At 69.9% G+C, this 18,073-nt stretch carries 14 protein-coding genes and 1 tRNA gene; 3 read left to right on the top strand and 12 right to left on the bottom strand.

Annotated features, from left to right (window positions below; genetic code table 11):
* Positions 1-198 precede the first annotated feature (198 nt).
* The 6 genes from glk to FHT38_RS24735 form a co-directional block, all read right to left on the bottom strand.
* Positions 199-1,194, bottom strand: coding sequence for a glucokinase (gene glk / locus FHT38_RS24760; protein ID WP_183493539.1), 996 nt, complete (start codon positions 1,192-1,194; stop codon positions 199-201).
* A 146-nt stretch (positions 1,195-1,340) separates the two neighbouring features.
* Positions 1,341-2,717: a GH1 family beta-glucosidase gene (locus tag FHT38_RS24755; RefSeq protein ID WP_183493538.1), complete on the bottom strand. Its 1,377-nt coding sequence runs from the start codon at positions 2,715-2,717 to the stop codon at positions 1,341-1,343.
* Positions 2,718-2,861: 144 nt separating this feature from the next.
* Positions 2,862-3,740, bottom strand: a complete 879-nt coding sequence (locus tag FHT38_RS24750; protein WP_255488916.1) for a carbohydrate ABC transporter permease — start codon at positions 3,738-3,740, stop codon at positions 2,862-2,864.
* A complete protein-coding gene (locus FHT38_RS24745; RefSeq protein WP_183493537.1) occupies positions 3,727-4,716 on the bottom strand; it encodes a carbohydrate ABC transporter permease in 990 nt (329 codons plus the stop codon). Before FHT38_RS24745 ends, FHT38_RS24750 begins: the two co-directional genes overlap by 14 nt.
* A 10-nt stretch (positions 4,717-4,726) precedes the next feature.
* Complete coding sequence (locus FHT38_RS24740; protein ID WP_221213886.1) at positions 4,727-6,058, bottom strand: ABC transporter substrate-binding protein; 1,332 nt, start codon at positions 6,056-6,058, stop codon at positions 4,727-4,729.
* A 70-nt stretch (positions 6,059-6,128) separates the two neighbouring features.
* Entirely contained in the window at positions 6,129-8,573 is a 2,445-nt protein-coding gene (locus FHT38_RS24735; RefSeq protein ID WP_183493536.1) for a TonB-dependent receptor, read from the bottom strand.
* 228 nt (positions 8,574-8,801) lie between these two features.
* Between FHT38_RS24735 and FHT38_RS24730 the strand changes: the two genes are divergently transcribed.
* The gene (locus FHT38_RS24730) at positions 8,802-10,355 is read left to right on the top strand and encodes a tryptophan halogenase family protein (protein ID WP_183493535.1); all 1,554 of its coding nucleotides are present in this window, start codon (positions 8,802-8,804) and stop codon (positions 10,353-10,355) included.
* Between the two features lie 24 nt (positions 10,356-10,379).
* On the opposite strand, the gene FHT38_RS24725 is transcribed toward FHT38_RS24730, so the two are convergent.
* The 6 genes from FHT38_RS24725 to FHT38_RS24700 all read right to left on the bottom strand — a co-directional run bounded on the left by FHT38_RS24725 (position 10,380) and on the right by FHT38_RS24700 (position 17,019).
* Positions 10,380-11,447 (bottom strand): LacI family DNA-binding transcriptional regulator, encoded by a 1,068-nt coding sequence (locus FHT38_RS24725; RefSeq protein ID WP_183493534.1) that lies wholly within the window; start codon positions 11,445-11,447, stop codon positions 10,380-10,382.
* A 249-nt stretch (positions 11,448-11,696) separates the two neighbouring features.
* Positions 11,697-11,781: transfer RNA gene (locus tag FHT38_RS24720), tRNA-Leu, on the bottom strand.
* 79 nt (positions 11,782-11,860) lie between these two features.
* Positions 11,861-13,318: an FAD-binding oxidoreductase gene (locus FHT38_RS24715; protein WP_183493533.1), complete on the bottom strand. Its 1,458-nt coding sequence runs from the start codon at positions 13,316-13,318 to the stop codon at positions 11,861-11,863.
* The gene (locus tag FHT38_RS24710; protein WP_404935749.1) at positions 13,312-14,280 is read right to left on the bottom strand and encodes a 2-oxoadipate dioxygenase/decarboxylase family protein; all 969 of its coding nucleotides are present in this window, start codon (positions 14,278-14,280) and stop codon (positions 13,312-13,314) included. The genes FHT38_RS24715 and FHT38_RS24710 overlap by 7 nt, the downstream gene beginning before the upstream one ends.
* A gap of 127 nt (positions 14,281-14,407) precedes the next feature.
* Positions 14,408-15,910 carry an aldehyde dehydrogenase family protein gene (locus FHT38_RS24705; protein WP_183493531.1) on the bottom strand — a complete coding sequence of 501 codons (1,503 nt, stop codon included), beginning with the start codon at positions 15,908-15,910 and terminating at the stop codon, positions 14,408-14,410.
* 14 nt (positions 15,911-15,924) lie between these two features.
* Complete coding sequence (locus FHT38_RS24700; protein WP_183493530.1) at positions 15,925-17,019, bottom strand: saccharopine dehydrogenase family protein; 1,095 nt, start codon at positions 17,017-17,019, stop codon at positions 15,925-15,927.
* Positions 17,020-17,232: 213 nt separating this feature from the next.
* On the opposite strand from FHT38_RS24700, the gene FHT38_RS24695 reads away from it, so the two are divergent.
* Both FHT38_RS24695 and FHT38_RS25510 read left to right on the top strand, forming a co-directional pair.
* Positions 17,233-17,718, top strand: coding sequence for an Lrp/AsnC family transcriptional regulator (locus tag FHT38_RS24695; RefSeq protein WP_147239856.1), 486 nt, complete (start codon positions 17,233-17,235; stop codon positions 17,716-17,718).
* A gap of 194 nt (positions 17,719-17,912) precedes the next feature.
* Positions 17,913-18,047, top strand: a complete 135-nt coding sequence (locus FHT38_RS25510) for a hypothetical protein (RefSeq protein WP_255488915.1) — start codon at positions 17,913-17,915, stop codon at positions 18,045-18,047.
* The last annotated feature ends 26 nt before the right edge of the window (positions 18,048-18,073 follow it).

Here is an 18,073-nt window from a genome sequence, read left to right as displayed (position 1 = left end):
GGACCTCCCGACAAAGCGGCCATCCCGGCCGCTTTTTTCGTTTCAGAGCCCAGCCCCCCGCCCGCCACCGCCCCAGCGCAGTGAGCCGGTGATCGGGGACGGCAGGGCGCGGGGTTCCGGCGCTTGCCGCGGGAATCCTGCGCCCTGGCGGCCAACGCGCTGGTCGGCGCAGGTAGGCGGTCTCAGCGCCAGCTGACCTCAGTGCGTCAGCACATCCCGATCCAGCGCCCGACTGGCCCCGAGCAACGGCGCCTGATCCGCCTCCTGCACGACGTAGGTCGGGATCGCCCGCAGGTAGGACGTCAGCCTGCCGCAGGACTCGAAGCGCGCCCTGAACGGGCTGCGGTCGAACCAGTCGCCCAGTCGCGGCACGATGCCGCCGCCGATGTAGAGCCCGCCGCGCGCGCCCAGCGTGAGCGCGACATGCCCCGCGATGTCGCCCAGCAACGCGCAGAACATGGTGACGACCTCGCTGCTGAAGGGCTCGCCCGCCAGCGCCGCCGCCGTGATTGCCGGCGCGGCGCGGCCTTCGCCGGGAGCGAGCTTGAGCCCGCGCAGCTCGGCCAGCGCCATGTAGAGGTTTTCCAGGCCGGGCCCCGACACCGCCCGCTCCGCCGACACATGCCCGAAACGCCGGTGCAGCAGGTCGAGCACGGCCCGCTCCTCGGGCTCGTAGGACGACAGCGTGGCGTGCCCGCCCTCCCCGCCGACCGCGACCTGCGTGTTGCCGTCGTCGGACCGCAGCAGCCCCGACACCCCCAGCCCGGTCCCGGGCCCGACCAGTCCCTTGGCCGCGCCGGCCACCGGCTCGCCGCCGCCGACCTTGCGCATCGACTGCGGTCCCAGCACCGGCAGCGCCAGCGCCAGCGCGGTGAAGTCGTTGATCACCAGGACCCGCTCCGCGCCCAGCGCCGATTGCAGCGCCCGCGTGGAGAAGCTCCAGTGGTGGTTGGTCATGCGGACATGGTCGCCGGTGACGGCGGTGGCGATGCCGATCGCGCAGCTGCGTGGCCGGGGCAGGCCCTCGCGATGCAGGTGATAGAAGATCGCGTCCGCGAGCGTGTCGAAGTCGCGGCACACGTAGCGCGCGACGTGTTGCAGCGGCTCCGCCGCACCGCCCTGGCTGGCGAAGCGCACATGCGTCGCGCCCACGTCCGCCAGCAACCGCATTGGCGCCGTTCCGCCCTGACTCATGCCTTCTGCTCCTTCACCGATGCCTCCGTTCCGCGACGCGGCAGGCGCCGTGCCCGCCCCGTGCGCGAAAGCCCCGGATGCTGCCACAGTCCGCCCCGGCGTCGGGCCGGACGGTGACGCCGCGCCCGAGGTTCAGTCCCTGGCGCTCAACGCCCGGCCTTGAAGGCGGCGATCGCGTCGCGGTACCAGTGGGCGCTGTCCTTGGCCAGGCGCTGCTGCGACGCGTAGTCGACGTGGAACAGGCCGAAGCGCTTCTGGTAGCCCGAGTTCCATTCGAAGTTGTCGAGCAGGCTCCAGTAGAAGTAGCCCCGCACGTCCGCGCCCAGCGCCACCGCCTGGGCCAGCGCCTCGAGGTGGCCGCGCAGGTAGGCGATGCGCGCTGCGTCGGGCACGCGGCCGTCGACGATGCTGTCGGCATTGGCCATGCCGTTCTCGGTGATGACCAGCGGCGGCGGCGTGTACTCGCGGGTGATGCGCAGCAGGTGCTGGGTCAGCGCCTGCGGATAGATCTCCCAGCCCATGTCGGTGAAGCCCAGTTCCCCGGGCGGCGTCACGAACTGCTGGCGGCCGTTGAGCACGCTGCGGGTGTAGAAGTTGATCCCCAGGAAGTCCAGCGGCTGCTGGATCAGCGCCAGGTCGCCGTCCTGCACGCGCGGCGCGTCGGCGCCGAGGTACTCGACGATGTCGGCCGGGTACTGGCCGCGGAACACCGGGTCCATGTACCAGCGCACGTTGGTGCCGTCGTCGATGCGCGCGGCGCGGCGGTCCTCCTCGCTGAGCGGGTCGGCCGGGAAGGACGGCGTGTGGTTGAGCACGATGCCCAGCTGCGCTTTCGAGCCTACCGCGCGCATGGCCTGCATCGCCGCGCCATGCATCATCAGCAGGTGGTGCGAGACCTGGTAGGCCTCCGCGCGGCTGGTGTGGCCGGGCGCGAACTGCGCGGTCTCGTAGCCCAGCGTCGCCGAGCACCACGGCTCGTTCAGCGTGGCGATCGTCGCCAGCCGGTCGCCGAAGCGGCGCGCGATCTCGCCGGCGTAGTCGGCGAACAGCGGCACCACCTCGCGCGACAGCAGCCCGCCGATCGAATCGTCCAGCGCCTGCGGCAGATCCCAGTGGTACAGGGTCGCGTTGGGCTTGATGCCGGCCTGGAGCAGTTCGTCGATCAGGCGGTCGTAGAAATCGAATCCGGCCTCGTTCCAGGCGCCGCGGCCCAGCGGCTGCACCCGCGGCCAGGAGAACGAGAAGCGGTAGGCGTCCAGGCCCAGCCATCGCATCAGCTTCACGTCCTCCGGATAGCGGCGGTAGTGGTCGCAGGCGACGTCGATGTTGGAGCCGTCCTTGATGCGGCCCGGCTGGGCGCAGAAGCGGTCCCAGATGGACTCGCCCTTGCCGTCCTCGCGGCCGGCGCCCTCGATCTGCGCGGCGCTGGTCGCGGAGCCCCACTGGAAGTCCGCGGGCAGCGACTGGATCAGGGAGCGGAAGGTGGCGGTGTCGGCGGCGGGGGTGGCGTCGTTCGCGTTCATGGTGTTCAGCGTCGTGGTCGTGGGAATCGTGGAAGGAGGGGCGCCGCGAGGGTCCCCGGACGGCGGGAGCGCCGGGGGCGTCGCGGGTCCGGTGGGTGTCGGGGCGGTGGTCATGGCGAGGGGGTCACTGGGCGGCGAGGCCGGTCAGCCGCGCACGGCGCCGGAGGTCAGCCCGGCGACCAGCCGCCGGGCGCTGAAGAGGTAGGCCACCAGCAGCGGCAGCATCGCGATGGCGCTGCCCATCATGAGCGCACCCCATTCGGTGTTGTTGGGGGCCTGCATCGAGCGCAGCGCCAGCGGCAGCGTGTAGTGCTCGGCCGAGCGCATCACGACCAGCGGCGCGACGAAGTTGTTCCAGCTCGCGATGAAGGTGATCAGGCCCAGCGTGCCCAGCGCGGGCGTGAGCAGCGGCAGCACGATGGACCAGAAGATGCGGAACTCGCCGCAGCCGTCGATGCGCGCGGCGTCGATCAGGTCCGGCGGGATGGCCGAGCCGATGTACTGCCGCATCAGGAAGATGCCCAGCGCGCTGGCGGCCGCCGGCACGTAGAGCGCGCGCGGCTCGTCGATCCAACCGAGCGCGTCCATGACCATGAAGCTCGGGATCATGTGCAGGAAGGCCGGCAGCATCATCGAGCCCAGCACGATCGCGAAGAGCGCGCGCTTGAAGCGGAACTCGTAGATCGCGAAGGCGTAGCCGGCCAGCGAGCACAGCAGCAGGTTCAGCGCCGTCGTCATCGACGCGACGTACAGGCTCATGCCCAGGTTGCGCCAGAACGGCAGCCGCTCCTGCAGCAGCCGCAGGTTGGACCCTGCCGCGTCGCCGAACCACAGCGGCGGCGGCGTGTCGAAGATGGCCGCGCGGTCCTGCGTCGCGAAGACGAAGGTGAAGTACAGCGGCGAGACCAGCACCAGCGCGCCCGCGATCACCAGGCCCCAGGCGAGCCAGGGCCGGCCCGCGCGCGTCGCGCGGCCGTCGCGGGTCGGGGCGGGCCGCATCGGCAGGCCGTCAGCGCGCGCCATGGCGGCCCCCCGGATCGCGGCCGAACAGCTTCGCGTTGAGCCAGGTCAGCGCGGCGATCAGCACGAACATCAGCCACGACATCGCCGAGGCGGTGCCGAAGTCGCCGTCGGAGAAGGCGGTGCGGTACATGAAGATCGCCGTCGTCATCACCGACGAGGCCACGCCCTTCTCGCCGTCCACGAGGATGAAGGGCTCCTCGAACAGCTGCAGGTTGCCGATGATCGTCAGCGTCACCGCGAAGAACATCATCGGCTTGAGCAGCGGCAGCGTGACATGGCGGAACTGCTGCCACTCGCTCGCGCCGTCCAGCGTCGCGGCCTCGTAGAGGTCCTTGTCGATGACCTGCAGCGCCGACAGGTAGAGCACCAGGTTCCAGCCCAGGTAGCGCCAGAACACGACGAAGGCGACGGCGGGGCGGGTGACGTCGGCGTCGCCGAGCCAGTCGATGCCGCCCTCCCGCAGCGCGGTCAACGAGGCCAGCGGGCTGCCGATGAACGGGATGCGCGTCAGCTCCGCCAGCGCCGCGTTGATCAGGCCGTAGTCCTTCGAATACAGCGTCGTGAAGATCAGCGCGATCGCGACGCTGGAGGTGATGTACGGGACGAAATAGGCGCCGACGACCAGGTCGCGGCCGCGCTTGAAGCGGCGGTGGATGAAGAAGGCCAGCGGCACCGCCACCAGGTGCTGCGGCAGCCCCGACACCAGCGCGAACCAGGCGGTGTTGTAGAGCGCATCCCAGAACCACGGGTCGGTGAGCGCGTAGCCGTAGTTCTCGAGTCCGACCCAGTGCATCGTGTGCAGGCCCTCGGCGGGGTTCCACTGCTGCAGCGACAGGTAGATCGAGAACAGCAGCGGGAACAGGCCGAACACCAGGAACAGCGCGAAGAACGGCGCGATGAACAGGTAGGGCGCGATCCGGCGCGAGCGCAGCCCCGGCAGGCGGCGCGGGCGGGAGTCGCGTGGTGGCGCGGACATGTGCGGCTCCTCAGCGGCGGCGCGCGCGGCGCTCGATCAGGCGGCGGGCGTCGGCCAGCGCCTCGGGAATCGCCTTGCCACGGGCGATGACGCGTTCGAACTCGTCGCGGATCACCGTCGTCGCGAGCGCGTCGAAGCGGTTGACCGGGATCGCGGGAATGCGCACCGCGGTCTCGCGCCACAGCTGGCGCGCGCGCTGCCCACCGAGGAACGCGATCGGCTCGTCCATCACCGGGTCGTCCAGCACCGCCCGCATCGCCGGGAAGCTGTCGAGCGCCTTCAGGCTCTCGCGCTGCACCTCGGCATCGGCCGTCATCAGCCGGATGAAGTCCCACGCGGCCGCCTTGTTGGCCGCCTTCTTCGGGATCGCATAGAAGGAGCCGCCGTAGGCCGCGCGCACGCCGCCGGGCAGCGGCGCCGAGCGCCACAGGCCCGAGGTCGCGGGCGCGATCCAGTTGCGCAGCTGGCCGACGAGCCAGGCGCCGATCATCTGGGTGGCGATGCGCCCCTGCTTGAAGCCCGCCGCCCAGTCGTTGGTCCAGGCGATCGCGCGGGCATCGAGGCCGGCGCGGCGCGCGGCGCGGCCGAGCTCGAAGGCCTGGCGGAAGCGCGCCGACTCGACCAGCACGCGGCCGTCGGCGTCGAAGTACAGGCCCTCGCTATCGCGCAGGCCCTGGCGCAGCGCGATGTCGCGCAGGTCGGCGGCGTCGGCCATCAGGTAGGCGCCGGTGGCCTTGCGCAGGCGCTCGCCGGCGGACAGGTAGGCGGACCAGTCGCGGGTGATCTCGGCCTCGCTGACGCCGGCGCGGTCGAGCAGGTCCTTGCGGTAGATCAGCGTGCCGGGGCCGATGTCGGCCGGAATCGCCACCTGCGTGCCGCCGGGTCCGGCGCCCTGCGCCATCGCGAAGCGGACGTAGTCATCCGCATGCGACGCGGCCAGGTACGGCGCCTGGTTGAGATCGACGAAACCACCCGAGCCGGCGAACTTGCCGATGTAGCGCAGGTCGATCGCCATCACGTCGGGCAGGCCGGAGCCGGTCGCCAGCGCCGTCGTCATCGACAGGTGGTGATCGGCGTACTGCATCGACAGCAGCTTGAGCTCGACCTCCGGATGGCGCGCGCGCCAACGCGGCGCCGCGGCGATCGCGGCCCGGTCGAGGTCGGGAAAGGTGGCGACGCGCAGCACCGAGGCCGGTGCGCGCGTCGCGGGGCTCTGCGCCGCCGCCGGCATGGCGGCGGACAGCCCGGCGGCCAGCAGCGCGCCGGCCGCCGAGCGCCGGGTCAGCGTGCCCGCCGGTCCCTCGGCCCTCGCGCGATCGTCGGTGGCATCGGGAGTGACCATCGACGGGACCTGCGCGGGAGACTCGGTGCGGCGGACGGCGCGGCGGACGGAAACAACCGGGCCCGAGGGCTCAGAAGTTGTAGCCCGCGTTCAGGCCGAAGGTGCGCGGTGCGGCGTACTGCGCGGTCCAGATCGGATTGGCGAAGCTGCCCGAGCTGCCGGCGCTGGTCTTGATCTTCTCGTCCGAGACGTTGCGCACGAAGGCGTCGACGTACCAGTTCTTCTTCGACGAGTAGCGCACCGCGATGTCGGCGGTCGAGTAGGCCTTCTGGCGATCGCCGTCGCCGAGGTTGAAGACCGACAGCCAGTTCGCCGATTGGTAGTGGTAGCTGATGCGCGGCGCGACCTGATCGCCATTGGCGAGCGGGAACACATGCTCGTACATCAGCTGGATCGCCACCTTGGGCGCATGCGGCAGCTCGTTGCCGGTGACGTTCAGGCAGTTGCCGGTCAGGTTCGGCTCGGTGCAGACCGGCAGCTGGTAGTCGTTGGACGCCGCCACCAGCTGGCCCAGCTTGGTCTTGGTGTACGAGGCCGACAGCTGCAGCTTGTCGTCGTTGGTGATCATCCAGGCGGTCTCGATCTCCAGGCCGGAGACCTTGGCGCCCTCGGCGTTGGAGTAGGCGAACTGGCGGTTGCCGTTGACGATCACCGGCGCGCTGAACTGGAAGTCCTTGAACTTCATGTGGTACGCGCTGATGTTGAAGGTCATGCGACCGTCCAGCAGCGAGGTCTTGTAGCCGACCTCGTAGTTGGTCAGCGTCTCCGGCCCGTAGGGCAGGCCGCCGTCGCCGGTGCCGCCCGACTTGTAGCCGGTCGACACGCTGGCGTAGGCCATCGCGTCCTTGCTCAGGTCGTAGGTCGCGCGCGCCAGCCAGGTGGTCTTGCTGCCCTTGTAATGGGCATCGTTGATGTTGCCGGCGCTGTAGCCGTTGGCCGGATCGGTCGGGTCGATCGTCGGATTCAGCGGGATCTGCGGCGCGGCGGCGTTGCCGGCCCAGAACCAGCCGCGACCGCCGATGTTCTTGCGGTCGTCATGCGTGTAGCGCAGGCCGCCGGTGAGGTGCAGCGCATCGGTCAGGTTCCAGGTCGCCTGGCCGAAGGCGGCCTTGGAATCGACGGTCTCCTTGGGCTGGATGAACGAGCCCTGCCAGTTGACGGTGCCCTGCTGGGTGCCGTTCATGATCGGGATGTCGAAGCGGATGCCGTTGTCCTCGGCCGCGTAGTACAGGCCCAGCACCCAGTCGATGGTCTGCTTCTGCGTGCTCTGCAGCGTCACTTCATGGCTCTGGCTGCGGTAGCGCGTCCAGACGGTGTTGTCTTCCTGGTGCGTCGCGCCGGTGGTGAAGCTGGTCGGCATGTTCACGCCGAAGTCCTGGTCGTAGGTGCCCGAGCCCTTGAAGCTGGTGTAGCCCGCGACGTAGGCCAGCGCCATGCCGCCCATGTCGTATTCCATGCGGCTGCGGATCGAGGTGGAGTCCCGCTTGAGCGAGGGCGCGGTGTCGATCAGCGCGGACCACAGCTTCTCGCCGGCGCGCGGCGTCTGCATCAGGCTCATCGCCGGCGTGCCGCGGTCGGCGAACTGCTCCAGCGACAGGTCCCAGCGGAAGGTCTTGATCGGCTGCCAGAGGAAGCTCAGGCGCGCGGCGGTCTGGTCCTGGGCGTTGTACTTCGGGCCGCCGGTGACGAACAGGTTGTAGTTGATCGGCTGGAAGGCCGGGAAGTTGCCGGCCGTGTTGCCCGCGTTGTAGGCCGCCTGCTGCTGCGCCAGCGTGTACTGGGTGGGCTTCTGGTAGTCGACGTAGCCGTCGTGCTGCTCGTGGATGAAGGCCACGCGCGCCGCGAGCGTGTCGCTCAGCGGGATGTTGACGGCGCCCTTGGCGCCCAGGCGGTTGTAGCTGCCCGTGCCGACCTCCAGGTAGCCGGAGCTGTCCTTCAGCACCGGCTTGGCCGTCTTCATGTTGATGGTGCCGACGGTGGAGTTGCGGCCCCACAGCGTGCCCTGCGGACCGCGCAGGACCTCGATGCCGTCGAGGTCGAACAGCATCGTGGCGGCGCCTTCGGGGCGCGGCGCGAAGACGCCGTCGACGAACAGCGCCACTTCGGGGTCGGCGTACTCGGTCTTGGCCGAGTCGTTGCCGATGCCGCGCAGCGTGATGCTGACGATGCCGTGGTCGCCCTGCCCGGTGCCCTGCATGCTGGGCACGAGGTTGAACACGTCGAGCATGCTCTTGACGTGGTTGTCCTCGATCGTCGAGGCGCTGATCGCTGTCACTGCAATCGGGGTCTTCTGCAGCGAGGTCGAGCGCTTGGTCGCGGTCACCACGACCTGCGGCAGCGCCTTGCTGTCCTTGCCGTCGGCGGACGCGGTCGCGGCGGTGGAAGAGGTCTCGGCCTGCGGCGCGGGCGCCTCGGCGGACTGGGCGTGCGCAGCGCTGGCGAGCAGGGCCAGCACGGCGATCTGAATGGGCGAAGCCAGGCCAAGGCGCGGCCGGCGGATGAGGCGGTCGGTCATGTTGTTGTCTCCAGTGGACTCTCGAGGTGAAGCTCTGATCCGGGGTTGTTCTTGTAGTTTCGATACATCGTAGGAGCGCCATGACAACGTTGTCAACGGGTCGGTTGACATCGTTGTCATCTTCGACCCTATCATTTACCCGTAGTCCGCCTACGAAGACCCGCGACGCCCAGGACCCCCATGGATACGGGGTTGTCGTCCACACGCCACAACGACCCGGAGACCTTCATGACCCCGATCCAGGACATCCTCATCGTCGGCGGCGGCACGGCCGGCTGGCTGACCGCCGCCTTCCTCGCGCGGCAGTTGGGCACCGCGCAGGGCGGGGTGCGCATCACGCTGGTCGAGTCCAGCGACATCGGCATCATCGGTGTCGGCGAGGGGACCTTCCCGTCGATCCGCGGGACGCTGTCGGCGATCGGCATCGGCGAGGCGGAGTTCCTCGACGCCTGCTCCGCCACCTACAAGCAGGGCATCCGCTTCGACCACTGGGTCCGGCCGCCCGGCACGCCCGGCGCCGATCACTACTTCCATCCGTTCAGCCAGCCCAGCCAGCGTCCCGGCGCGCCGGAGCTGCTGCCCTACTGGCTCGCCGGCGAGGCCGGTCCGACGCGTGCGTTCGCCGAGGCGGTGACGCTGCAGAAGGCCGTCGCCGACGCGCGGCATGGGCCGAAGCGGGCCGCCGACGGCGACTACCTCGGGCCGCTGAACCATGCGTATCACTTCGACGCGGGCCGCTTCGCGACCTTGCTCGCCACGCACGGCCAGGCCCTGAGCGTGCGGCGCGTGATCGCGACGGTGGATCGCGTCGACCTCGATGAACAGGGGGCGATCGCCGCGGTGCACACCCGCGAGGCCGGCACGCTGACAGCCGGGCTCTACATCGATTGCAGCGGCTTCCGCGCCCGGCTCATCGGCGAGGCGCTGGGCTCGCCGTTCCGCTCGATGCGCGACGTGCTCTTCGTCGACCGTGCGCTGGCGATGCAGGTGCCGTATGCGCGGCCCGAGGCGCCAATCGCCTCGTACACGATCGCGAGCGCTCAGGAGAGCGGCTGGATCTGGGACATCGGCCTGCAGGAGCGCCGCGGCATCGGGCATGTCTACAGCAGCCGCCATTGCGACGACGCCGATGCCGAGCGGGTGCTGCGCCGCTACATCGGCCCGGCGTCCGACGGACTGACGCCGCGGCGGCTCACGCTGGACATCGGTTATCGCGAGACGCACTGGGTGAAGAACTGCGTGGCGGTGGGCCTGGCGGGCGGGTTCCTGGAGCCGCTGGAATCGTCCGGCATCGGGCTGATCGAGACCGCCGCCTACCTGATCGGCCAGCTGTTCCCGTTCAACGGCGACACCGCGCCGGTCGCGCGCCACTTCAACGCCTTCATGAAGGCGCGGTATGAGCGCATCGTCGACTTCATCAAGCTGCATTACGGCCTGACGCAGCGCACCGATACCGCGTTCTGGCGCGACAACGCGGATCCGGCCTCGTTCACCGATTCGCTGAAGGAGAAGCTGGCGATGTGGCGCTGCCGGCCGCCGCAGCGGCTGGACTTCATCACCGACGTCGAGATGTACCTGCCGGCGAGCTGGCAGTACGTGCTCTACGGCATGGAATTCAAGACCCAGCCCGGCGCCTGGATGGCGCCGCTCCATCGCGGCGAGGAGGCGCGGCGGGAATTCGCGGCGATCGCGCAGCTGGGGGCGCATGCGCTCCGGGACCTGCCGCCGCATCGGACCTTGATCGAGCAGATCCTCGCTCGCGCCGATCGGCGAGCCGCCTGATCGGGCGGCGGGTCGTCCGGGCGCTCAGCCGGACTTCTTCGCGCGCGGCGCCGCCTTGGCGCCCAGCACGGCGGTGGAGTCGCGCACGACCAGCTCATGCGGCAGCACGTGGTGCTTGAGCTTGGCGGGCGTCGCGGCATCGGCGTCGCGCGGCGCGCCGATCAGCAGGTCGACCGCGGCGCGCGCCATGTCGTCCATCGGCTGGCGCACCGTGGTCAGCGGCGGCCAGACGCGCGCCGCCGCCGGCGTGTCGTCGAAGCCCGCGATCGAGAGGTCGCCCGGCACCGACAGGCCCAGCCGCTGCGCCGCGGCCAGCACGCCCAGCGCCATGTCGTCGTTGCTCGCGAACACGGCCGTCGGGCGCTGGCGGCGGCTCAGCAACTGGTAGGCGGCTTCGACGCCCGCGTCGAAGGTGAAGTCGCCCTGCACCACCAGGTCCTTGTCCAGCGCGATCCGGTGCGCCTTCAGCGCCGCCAGGTAGCCCTGGTAGCGGCGCTTGGACGCGACCTGGTCCTTCGCGCCCTTGATGATCGCGATCCGCGTGTGGCCGAGGCTGATCAGCAGGTTGGTGATCTCCTCGGCCGCGTGCACGTCGTCCATGCGGACGCTGGGATGGTCGGGCTCGTCGGCCGCGGGCGAGATCAGCACGCATGGCGTGTGGCTCTCGCGCAGCGCGGACAGCACCTGCGGGTTGTCGCACAGCGGCGGGGTCAGGATCATCCCGTCCGGCCGCAGCGCCGACACCATGCGGTCGACCTGCATCGCCAGGTCGGGGGCATCGTTGTGGAGGGATTCGACCACGAGGTGGTAGCCAGCCTCGCGGCAGCGCAGCGTCGCGCCCTGCTGAACACCGCCGACGAAGGCCGCCGAGGGGTCGTAGTACAACAGGCCGATCAGGAAGGAGCGCCCGCCCGCCAGGCTGCGGGCGGATTGCTTGGGACGGTACTTGAGGTCGGCCACGACCTTGAGCACCGCCTCGCGGGTTTCGGAGTGGACACCCGGCTCCTGGTTCAGCACCCGGGAAACCGTCTTGATGGAAACGCCAGCTTCGCGAGCGACGTCGATGATGGTGGCGGGTTTCGGTGGCGGCATGGCGGTGGGGAAAACTCGCCTGACTGTGCCATATCGGAGCGGACGCGGCGGGAAGGGTCAGCCCGCGATCCTGGGGGCCCGCATTCGGGCACGAGCAGCGCTCATCGCGGAGAGGACTCGGTCACGCTTCGCGCGACCCCGGTTTGGACCAACGGTCCAAACCATTCGAGTCCTCCCGTGATGTCCACCGGACATCACTTCCTGGGCGGAAGAATGAGAAAAGCCGGCTCGAGGCCGGCTTTTCAGATTTGGTGCCCAGGAGAGGACTCGAACCTCCACGGAGTTACCCGCTAGTACCTGAAACTAGTGCGTCTACCAATTCCGCCACCTGGGCTTTCAGGATTTGTCTTCGCGTCAACTGCGTTGCAACGAAGAATTGGACTGTAGCACGGTTTCGGAATCTGACAAGCAGTTCATCCGCCCCAATCCACTTTTCCCATTCGAGCGTGCGGATCCCACAACATCTGTACGCGCCGCGCCCAATCCAGCACACCGGGTTCCACCCGCATCCAATGCGCCCGGTACGCCGCCTGCAGCTGCGGCCCCACCCCGTGCTCCGCGCTGATCGAGCCCCCCAGCTCCGCCACCAGCGCATACAGCCCATCGCGCAGGGCCAGCTCTTGTTCAGCCGTCCACTCGCCAGCGTCCATCGGCCACACCATGTTGAAGTGCATGCCGCCGTCGCCCAGGTGACCGAAGTCCGCCAGGCGCAGCTGCGGGAAGCGCCGCGCCAGCCACTCCGCCCCACGCGCGCGAAAGCGCATGAAGTGCCGTCGCGGCAGCGAGAGATCCAGGCCGATCACCTTGCCCTGCGCGCGCAGTCCTTCACTGATGCGATGACGCAGGGCCCAGATCGCCTCGTCGGCGTCGAGCACGGCATCGCGCACCCGCCCGGTCTCGAACTCCTGCTCGAGCCAGCCCTGCAGCAACCCGCCCAGCGCGAGTTGCTCGGCCGGCAATTCGCTGCTGAGCTCGATCAGCATCGCGTAGTCCGGCAATTGGCCGTCGAACCAGCGCGCCACGTCCTGGCCGTGCAGGCCGGCCTCGAGCGCCGCGCGGCTGATGCCTTCGAAGGCCGATACCAGCCCGCCCCAGCGCTGCATGACCTCGGCGTACAGCGGGAACACCTCGTCGAGCGATGACGGGGCCACCAGCGCCACCGCGCGCTGACGCGGCAGCGGCGACAGCTTGATCGTGACCTCGCTCACCAGCCCCAGGCTGCCCGAGGACCCGATGAACAGCTGCCCCAGCGCGAGCGCCGAGTTGTCCTTCTGCAGGCCCTGTCCGAAGCGCACGACCTGCCCCGCCGGCTCCGCCAGCACCACCTCCAGCGCGAGCGTGTTCGCGCGCACGTCGCCGTAGCGCAGCATGCGCGTGCCGCCGGTGTTGTGCGCGACCATGCCGCCGATCGAGGGATCGGCGCTGAGGTCCACCGGGAACCACAACCCGTGCGGCTCCAGGCGCTCGTTGATCTCCGACAGCCGATACCCCGACGACACCCGCAGCGTGCGGTCCAGCAGGTCGAGCTCGAAGACCTCGCGCAGCCGCTCGGTGCTGAGCAGCACCTCGCCCTGCGCGTCATCCGGCGTGCCCGCGCGGACCAGGCCGGTATGCGCGCCCTGCACCACCACCCGCAGCCCGCAGGCCGCCGCCAGCGCGAGCACGCGCGCCGCCTCGTCCCGGTGGCCCGGGCGCACCAGCGCCGCCGCCTGCCCCGCCGCATAACGCGCCGGCTGCAGGTAGCGCGGCTCGATCGCCGCGCCGTCCTGCACGAAGGCCTCGCCGCAAACGGCGCGGGCTTCCGCGAGGAAGCCCGCCAGCTGGCCGCAGGCCCCGGCGGCTTGCGGCGAGTCCGGCGTTCCGCTCAGCACGAAGCCGCCTCGCCCGCGGTGTCCGCGTCGGTCGCCGCGCCGGCCGTCATCTTGAAGATGCCGGTCGCGTTGCCCGCGTCGAAGGCCAGGTCCAGCGCGCCGGACTCGTCCAGCGGCGCGCGCTGGATGAATTCATGGAAGCTGCCCGGCACCTCGAGCATCACGCGCTGCCCGCGGTCGAGGAACTCACGCATCACCCGCGCCGCCTTGAACGCGGTCTGGCGCACGCGCCCGGTCGCGGAGGTCTCGATCGTGTCCTTCACCGGTCGCTCCAGCGCACGCTGCGCCGCGACGACGGCGTCAATGTCGGTCACGCGATCGGTCGCATGGTTGAACGCGTTGCCCTCGGTCGCGATCCAGGCCATCTCGGCGGACTCGGCCAGCAGCGCCTGATAGTCGTCCGCCTCGAACAGCCCATGCTGGCGCGCGAAGCAGCCCACCAGCCGGGGCAGCAGCGCGCTCGCCGCCGCCATCGGCAGGTCGCCGTCACGCGCCAGTTGCTCCAGCGCCGCCAGGTCGGCGGGCGTCAAGGGATCCCGGGAGGTCGACAGCACGCGCGTCACCGCGCCCTGGAAGCTGCCGGAGAAGCGCTCCGGATGCAGCTCCGAGACGAAGAATTGCGCGATGTCCTCGGGGAAGTCGGCATGGCGCCAGGCGCGGCCGGTCATCTTCAGCCGCGGCAGCGGATAGGTCGCCGCCATCGTGAAGCCCAGCGGACGCAGCACGCGCGTGATGGCGGCCTCGCCGGGCGGCAGCGCGCCGCTCGGCCACGCCACTGTGCGCAGCGCGCCGTGGTCGAACACCAGTTGCTGCCCATCGCGCTGCAGGTCGGCGACATAGGCCGCCGCCATCGGCACGCGCCGGGTGACGTCGAGGAACAGCGCCATGTTCAGCGCCTGCGCCAGTTCCGCGCGGGAGACGCGCTCCCCTGCCGCCTTCAGCAGGCCCGGCACGACATGCAGCCGCTCGAAGGCGGCCTGCGCCGCGTCCAGGCCCAGCGCACCGCGCAGCAGCGCGAAGACGCCGCTGCCGGCGGCCTCGGCCACGCGCAGGCTCAGCGCGCTCTGCACCTTCAGTTCGCCTGCGCGCTCAGACATCGAACTTCACGCCCTGCGCCAGCGGCAGCTCGCGCGAGTAGTTGACGGTATTGGTGGTGCGGCGCATGTAGGCCTTCCACGCGTCCGAACCGGACTCGCGCCCGCCGCCGGTCTCCTTCTCGCCGCCGAAGGCGCCGCCGATCTCTGCGCCCGAGGTGCCGATGTTCACGTTGGCGATGCCGCAATCGGAGCCGCTAGCGCTGACGAAGGTCTCGGCCTCGCGGATGTCGTTCGTGAAGATGGCCGAGGACAGGCCCTGCGGCACGTCGTTCTGCAGCGCGATCGCTTCGTCCAGCGTCTTGTACTTCAGCGTGTACAGGATGGGCGCGAAGGTCTCGTGCTTGACGATGTCCGTCTGCGCCGGCATGCGGACCAGCGCCGGCACCGCGTAGAACGCCTCCGGGTACTGCGACGCCAGCGCGCGCTCGCCGCCGCTGACTTCGCCGCCCTGCTCGCGCGCGGCCTTCAGCGCGGACTGCATCGCGTCGAAGGCGCCCTGGTCGATCAGCGGGCCGATCAGGTTGCCGGGCTCGACCGGGCTGCCGATCTTGAGCTGCGCGCGGGCGCGGTCCAGGCGGGCGACGAGCTCGTCATGGATGGACTCGTGCGCGATGACGCGGCGCGTCGTCGTGCAGCGCTGGCCCGCCGTGCCGTAGGCGCCGAACAGGATGCCGCGCACGGCCAGGTCCAGGTCGGCGCTCGGGGTCACGATGATCGCGTTGTTGCCGCCCAGCTCGAGCAGGCAGCGGCCGAAGCGCGCCGCGACGCGCGGACCGACCGCGCGGCCCATGCGGGTCGAGCCGGTGGCGGAGACCAGCGCGACGCGCGTGTCGTCGACCAGCGCCTCGCCGACGGCCGCGCCGCCGATGAGGACCTGCGACAGATGCGCCGGCGCGCCCTGGTAGCGGGCGACGGCCTTCTCGAACAGCGCCTGCGTCGCGAGCGCCGTCAGCGGGGTCTTCTCGCTGGGCTTCCACACGCAGGTGTCGCCGCAGACCAGCGCGAGCGCCGAGTTCCACGCCCACACCGCGACCGGGAAGTTGAAGGCCGAGATGATGCCCACCACGCCCAGCGGCAGGTACTGCTCCATCATGCGGTGGCCGGGGCGCTCGCTGGCGATGGTCAGGCCATGCAGCTGGCGCGACAGGCCGACGGCGAAGTCGCAGATGTCGATCATCTCCTGCACTTCGCCTTCGCCCTCGCTGGTCACCTTGCCGGCTTCCAGCGACACCAGGCGGGCCAGCGCGGCCTTGTTGGCGCGCAGTTCCTCGCCGAACAGGCGGACCAGCTCGCCGCGCTTGGGCGCCGGCACGGTGCGCCAGGCCAGGAAAGCTTGCTGCGCGCGGGCGATCGCGGCGGTCATGTCGGCGGGCTTGGCCTCGTGGACCGCGCCGATCACCGCGCCGTCGATCGGGCTGCGGACGGTCATGGAGCCGCCGGTGAAGGCGGCGCTCGGCACGCCCAGGGCGGCCAGCAGGTCGGTGGTGGTAGTCATCGCGGGATTCTCCTTCAGCCGATCGATTCGACCTGGCGCGACTGCTGATAGGCCTTGCCGAAGCGGTTGGCGAGGAAGTCCGGCAGCGCGACCTCTTCCTGGCGGATGAATCCGGACTGCGGCAGCTTGCCTTCGCGGAACAGGTCGACCGCGGCGCAGATGCCGGCGGCGGTGGTGATCTGGATGGCCGACAGCGGCTGCTCGCTATCGCGCTCGGCAAAGATCTTGCGAGCGAAGACCTCCTGCATCAGCACGCCGTTCTTCATGCCCGAGACAGTCACGAACACCAGCACCACGTCCTGCATCGTGGCGGGCATGCTCTTGCGCATGATGTCCTTGAGCTTCTCCTGGTCGTTCTTCAGCGCCAGGTCGTCGAGCAGGAACATCATCAGGTCGCGGTGACCCGGATAGCGGACGGTCTTGTAGTCCAGGTTGCGGACCTTGTTCTCCCAGGTCTCGCACAGCGTGCCCAGGCCGCCGGAGGTGTTGAAGGCCTCGTACTCGACGCCGTCGAGCGAGAAGTGCTCCAGGCCCTCGAGCGGCAGCGCGGAGATCGCGGCGCCGTCGTGGATGGCCTCGCAGGGGTGGCAGTACTCGTTGATCAGGCCGTCGACCGACCAAGTCAGGTTGTACTTCAGCGCATTGGTCGGGAAGGCGGGCAGCGCGCCCACGCGCATCTTCACGTCCTGCAGCGAATCGAAGCGCTTGGCCAGGTGGTGCGCGACGATGCCGATGAAGCCGGGGGCGAGGCCGCATTGCGGCATGAAGGCGGTCTTGGCGCCTTGGGCGATGCGCTTGATCTCCTTGGTGGCGGCCACGTCCTCGGTCAGGTCGAAGTAGTGGCAGCCGGCTTCCAGCGCCATGTGCGCGGCGGTGATCGCCAGGTGGTACGGCAGCGCGTTGACGACGACGTCATGGCCGCGCAGCGCGGCGGCGAGCTGGCCTTTGTCCTCGGTGTCGACGGTCTTCGTCGACAGGCCCTGGCCGGCCAGGTGCTTGAGCGCGGCGGCGTTCTTGTCCATCACGGTGACCTGGTAGTCGCCGCTGCCCTGCAGCAGTCGCGCGATCGTCTGGCCGATGTGTCCGGCGCCCAGCAATGCCACTTTCATGTCGTGCTCCTTGTGATTCTGGAAGAAGAGGTCCCGGCGCGCGCAGCACGCCGGAGAGATGCGATGGCCGCAGTGTCGGAACCTCTGCTGACGAAAGAAAGCGCGACTTCGACGAAAAACGCCTCTATGCTGACGATTCGTCGGCAGGATCATTCATTCCGGCGAAAACAAGGGTTTATCCCGAGCACTCCATCACGATTCGCCGAGGCCCTCATGAACGCGAAGAAGAGCGCGCCCCAGCCCTCACCCGCCACGCCGGCGACGCTGCGCGACCAGACCGACCGCGAGCTGATCGCGCTGCTGCAGGCCAATGCCCGCGCGAGCACCGCCGACCTCGCCCGCCAATTGGGCGTGGCACGCACCACGGTGGTGGCGCGGCTGGCGCGGCTGGAGGCGGAGGGCCTGATCGCCGGCTACACCGTGCGGCTGGGCGGCGAGGCGGTGGAGCGCGGCGTGCAGGCCTTCGTGGGCATCACGGTGCAGCCACGCGCAGGCCGGGAAGTCGTGAAGCGGCTCTCCCGGCTGCCGGAGCTGCGCCAGCTGGCGTCCGTCAGCGGGGAGTTCGACTACATGGCGACGCTGCGCGCCGACAGCACGGCGCGGCTGGACGCGCTGCTGGACGAGATCGGCGAGATCGAAGGCGTGATCAAGACGCACACCTCCGTCCTGCTGGCGCTGCGCGTGGACCGGAGCGCCTGAGGGCCGACGCGGCCGCGGGACGGGCCACGTGACGGGCCACGTGAGGGGAGGTGACCACCGTGACGTCGATCACGGACGGGCATGTCCTGCTCGTCAAGCCCGCGTAACGCTGTGTTTTTGACGCATTCGACAGTCAACGGCGCAAGTTGGCACGCCGTTTGCACGATATGAGCTGACAGCTCCAGGAGCGCACCATGTCGAAGCCATCCGTCACCGCCAAGCATGTCCCGCCGATCTTCCTCGGCATGAAGGCCGTCGCGATCCTCGCGGTCGCCTGGGGCGCGGTCTACCCGGCGCTGCTGTGGGGCCTGGGCGCCGTGCTGCCCTGAGCCCGGCGGCAAGCCTCGCTGGAGTT

It is taken from the genome of Mitsuaria sp. BK041 (assembly GCF_014193085.1).
Lineage (GTDB): Bacteria > Pseudomonadota > Gammaproteobacteria > Burkholderiales > Burkholderiaceae_C > Roseateles.
Note: the sequence above shows the minus strand (reverse complement) of the source record. Positions and strands in the feature narration are given on the sequence as shown.

Excerpts from the sequence above, each read along its gene's own strand:
- FHT38_RS24755 (WP_183493538.1), bottom strand. The coding sequence starts at position 2,717 with ATGAACGCGAACGACGCCACCCCCGCCGCCGACACCGCCACCTTCCGC.
- FHT38_RS24740 (WP_221213886.1), bottom strand. The coding sequence starts at position 6,058 with ATGGTCACTCCCGATGCCACCGACGATCGCGCGAGGGCCGAGGGACCG.
- FHT38_RS24750 (WP_255488916.1), bottom strand. The coding sequence starts at position 3,740 with ATGGCGCGCGCTGACGGCCTGCCGATGCGGCCCGCCCCGACCCGCGAC.
- FHT38_RS24705 (WP_183493531.1), bottom strand. The coding sequence starts at position 15,910 with ATGACTACCACCACCGACCTGCTGGCCGCCCTGGGCGTGCCGAGCGCC.
- FHT38_RS24725 (WP_183493534.1), bottom strand. The coding sequence starts at position 11,447 with ATGCCGCCACCGAAACCCGCCACCATCATCGACGTCGCTCGCGAAGCT.
- FHT38_RS24735 (WP_183493536.1), bottom strand. The coding sequence starts at position 8,573 with ATGACCGACCGCCTCATCCGCCGGCCGCGCCTTGGCCTGGCTTCGCCC.
- FHT38_RS24695 (WP_147239856.1), top strand. The coding sequence starts at position 17,233 with ATGAACGCGAAGAAGAGCGCGCCCCAGCCCTCACCCGCCACGCCGGCG.
- FHT38_RS24700 (WP_183493530.1), bottom strand. The coding sequence starts at position 17,019 with ATGAAAGTGGCATTGCTGGGCGCCGGACACATCGGCCAGACGATCGCG.
- FHT38_RS25510 (WP_255488915.1), top strand. The coding sequence starts at position 17,913 with ATGTCGAAGCCATCCGTCACCGCCAAGCATGTCCCGCCGATCTTCCTC.
- FHT38_RS24730 (WP_183493535.1), top strand. The coding sequence starts at position 8,802 with ATGACCCCGATCCAGGACATCCTCATCGTCGGCGGCGGCACGGCCGGC.
- FHT38_RS24745 (WP_183493537.1), bottom strand. The coding sequence starts at position 4,716 with ATGTCCGCGCCACCACGCGACTCCCGCCCGCGCCGCCTGCCGGGGCTG.
- glk (WP_183493539.1), bottom strand. The coding sequence starts at position 1,194 with ATGAGTCAGGGCGGAACGGCGCCAATGCGGTTGCTGGCGGACGTGGGC.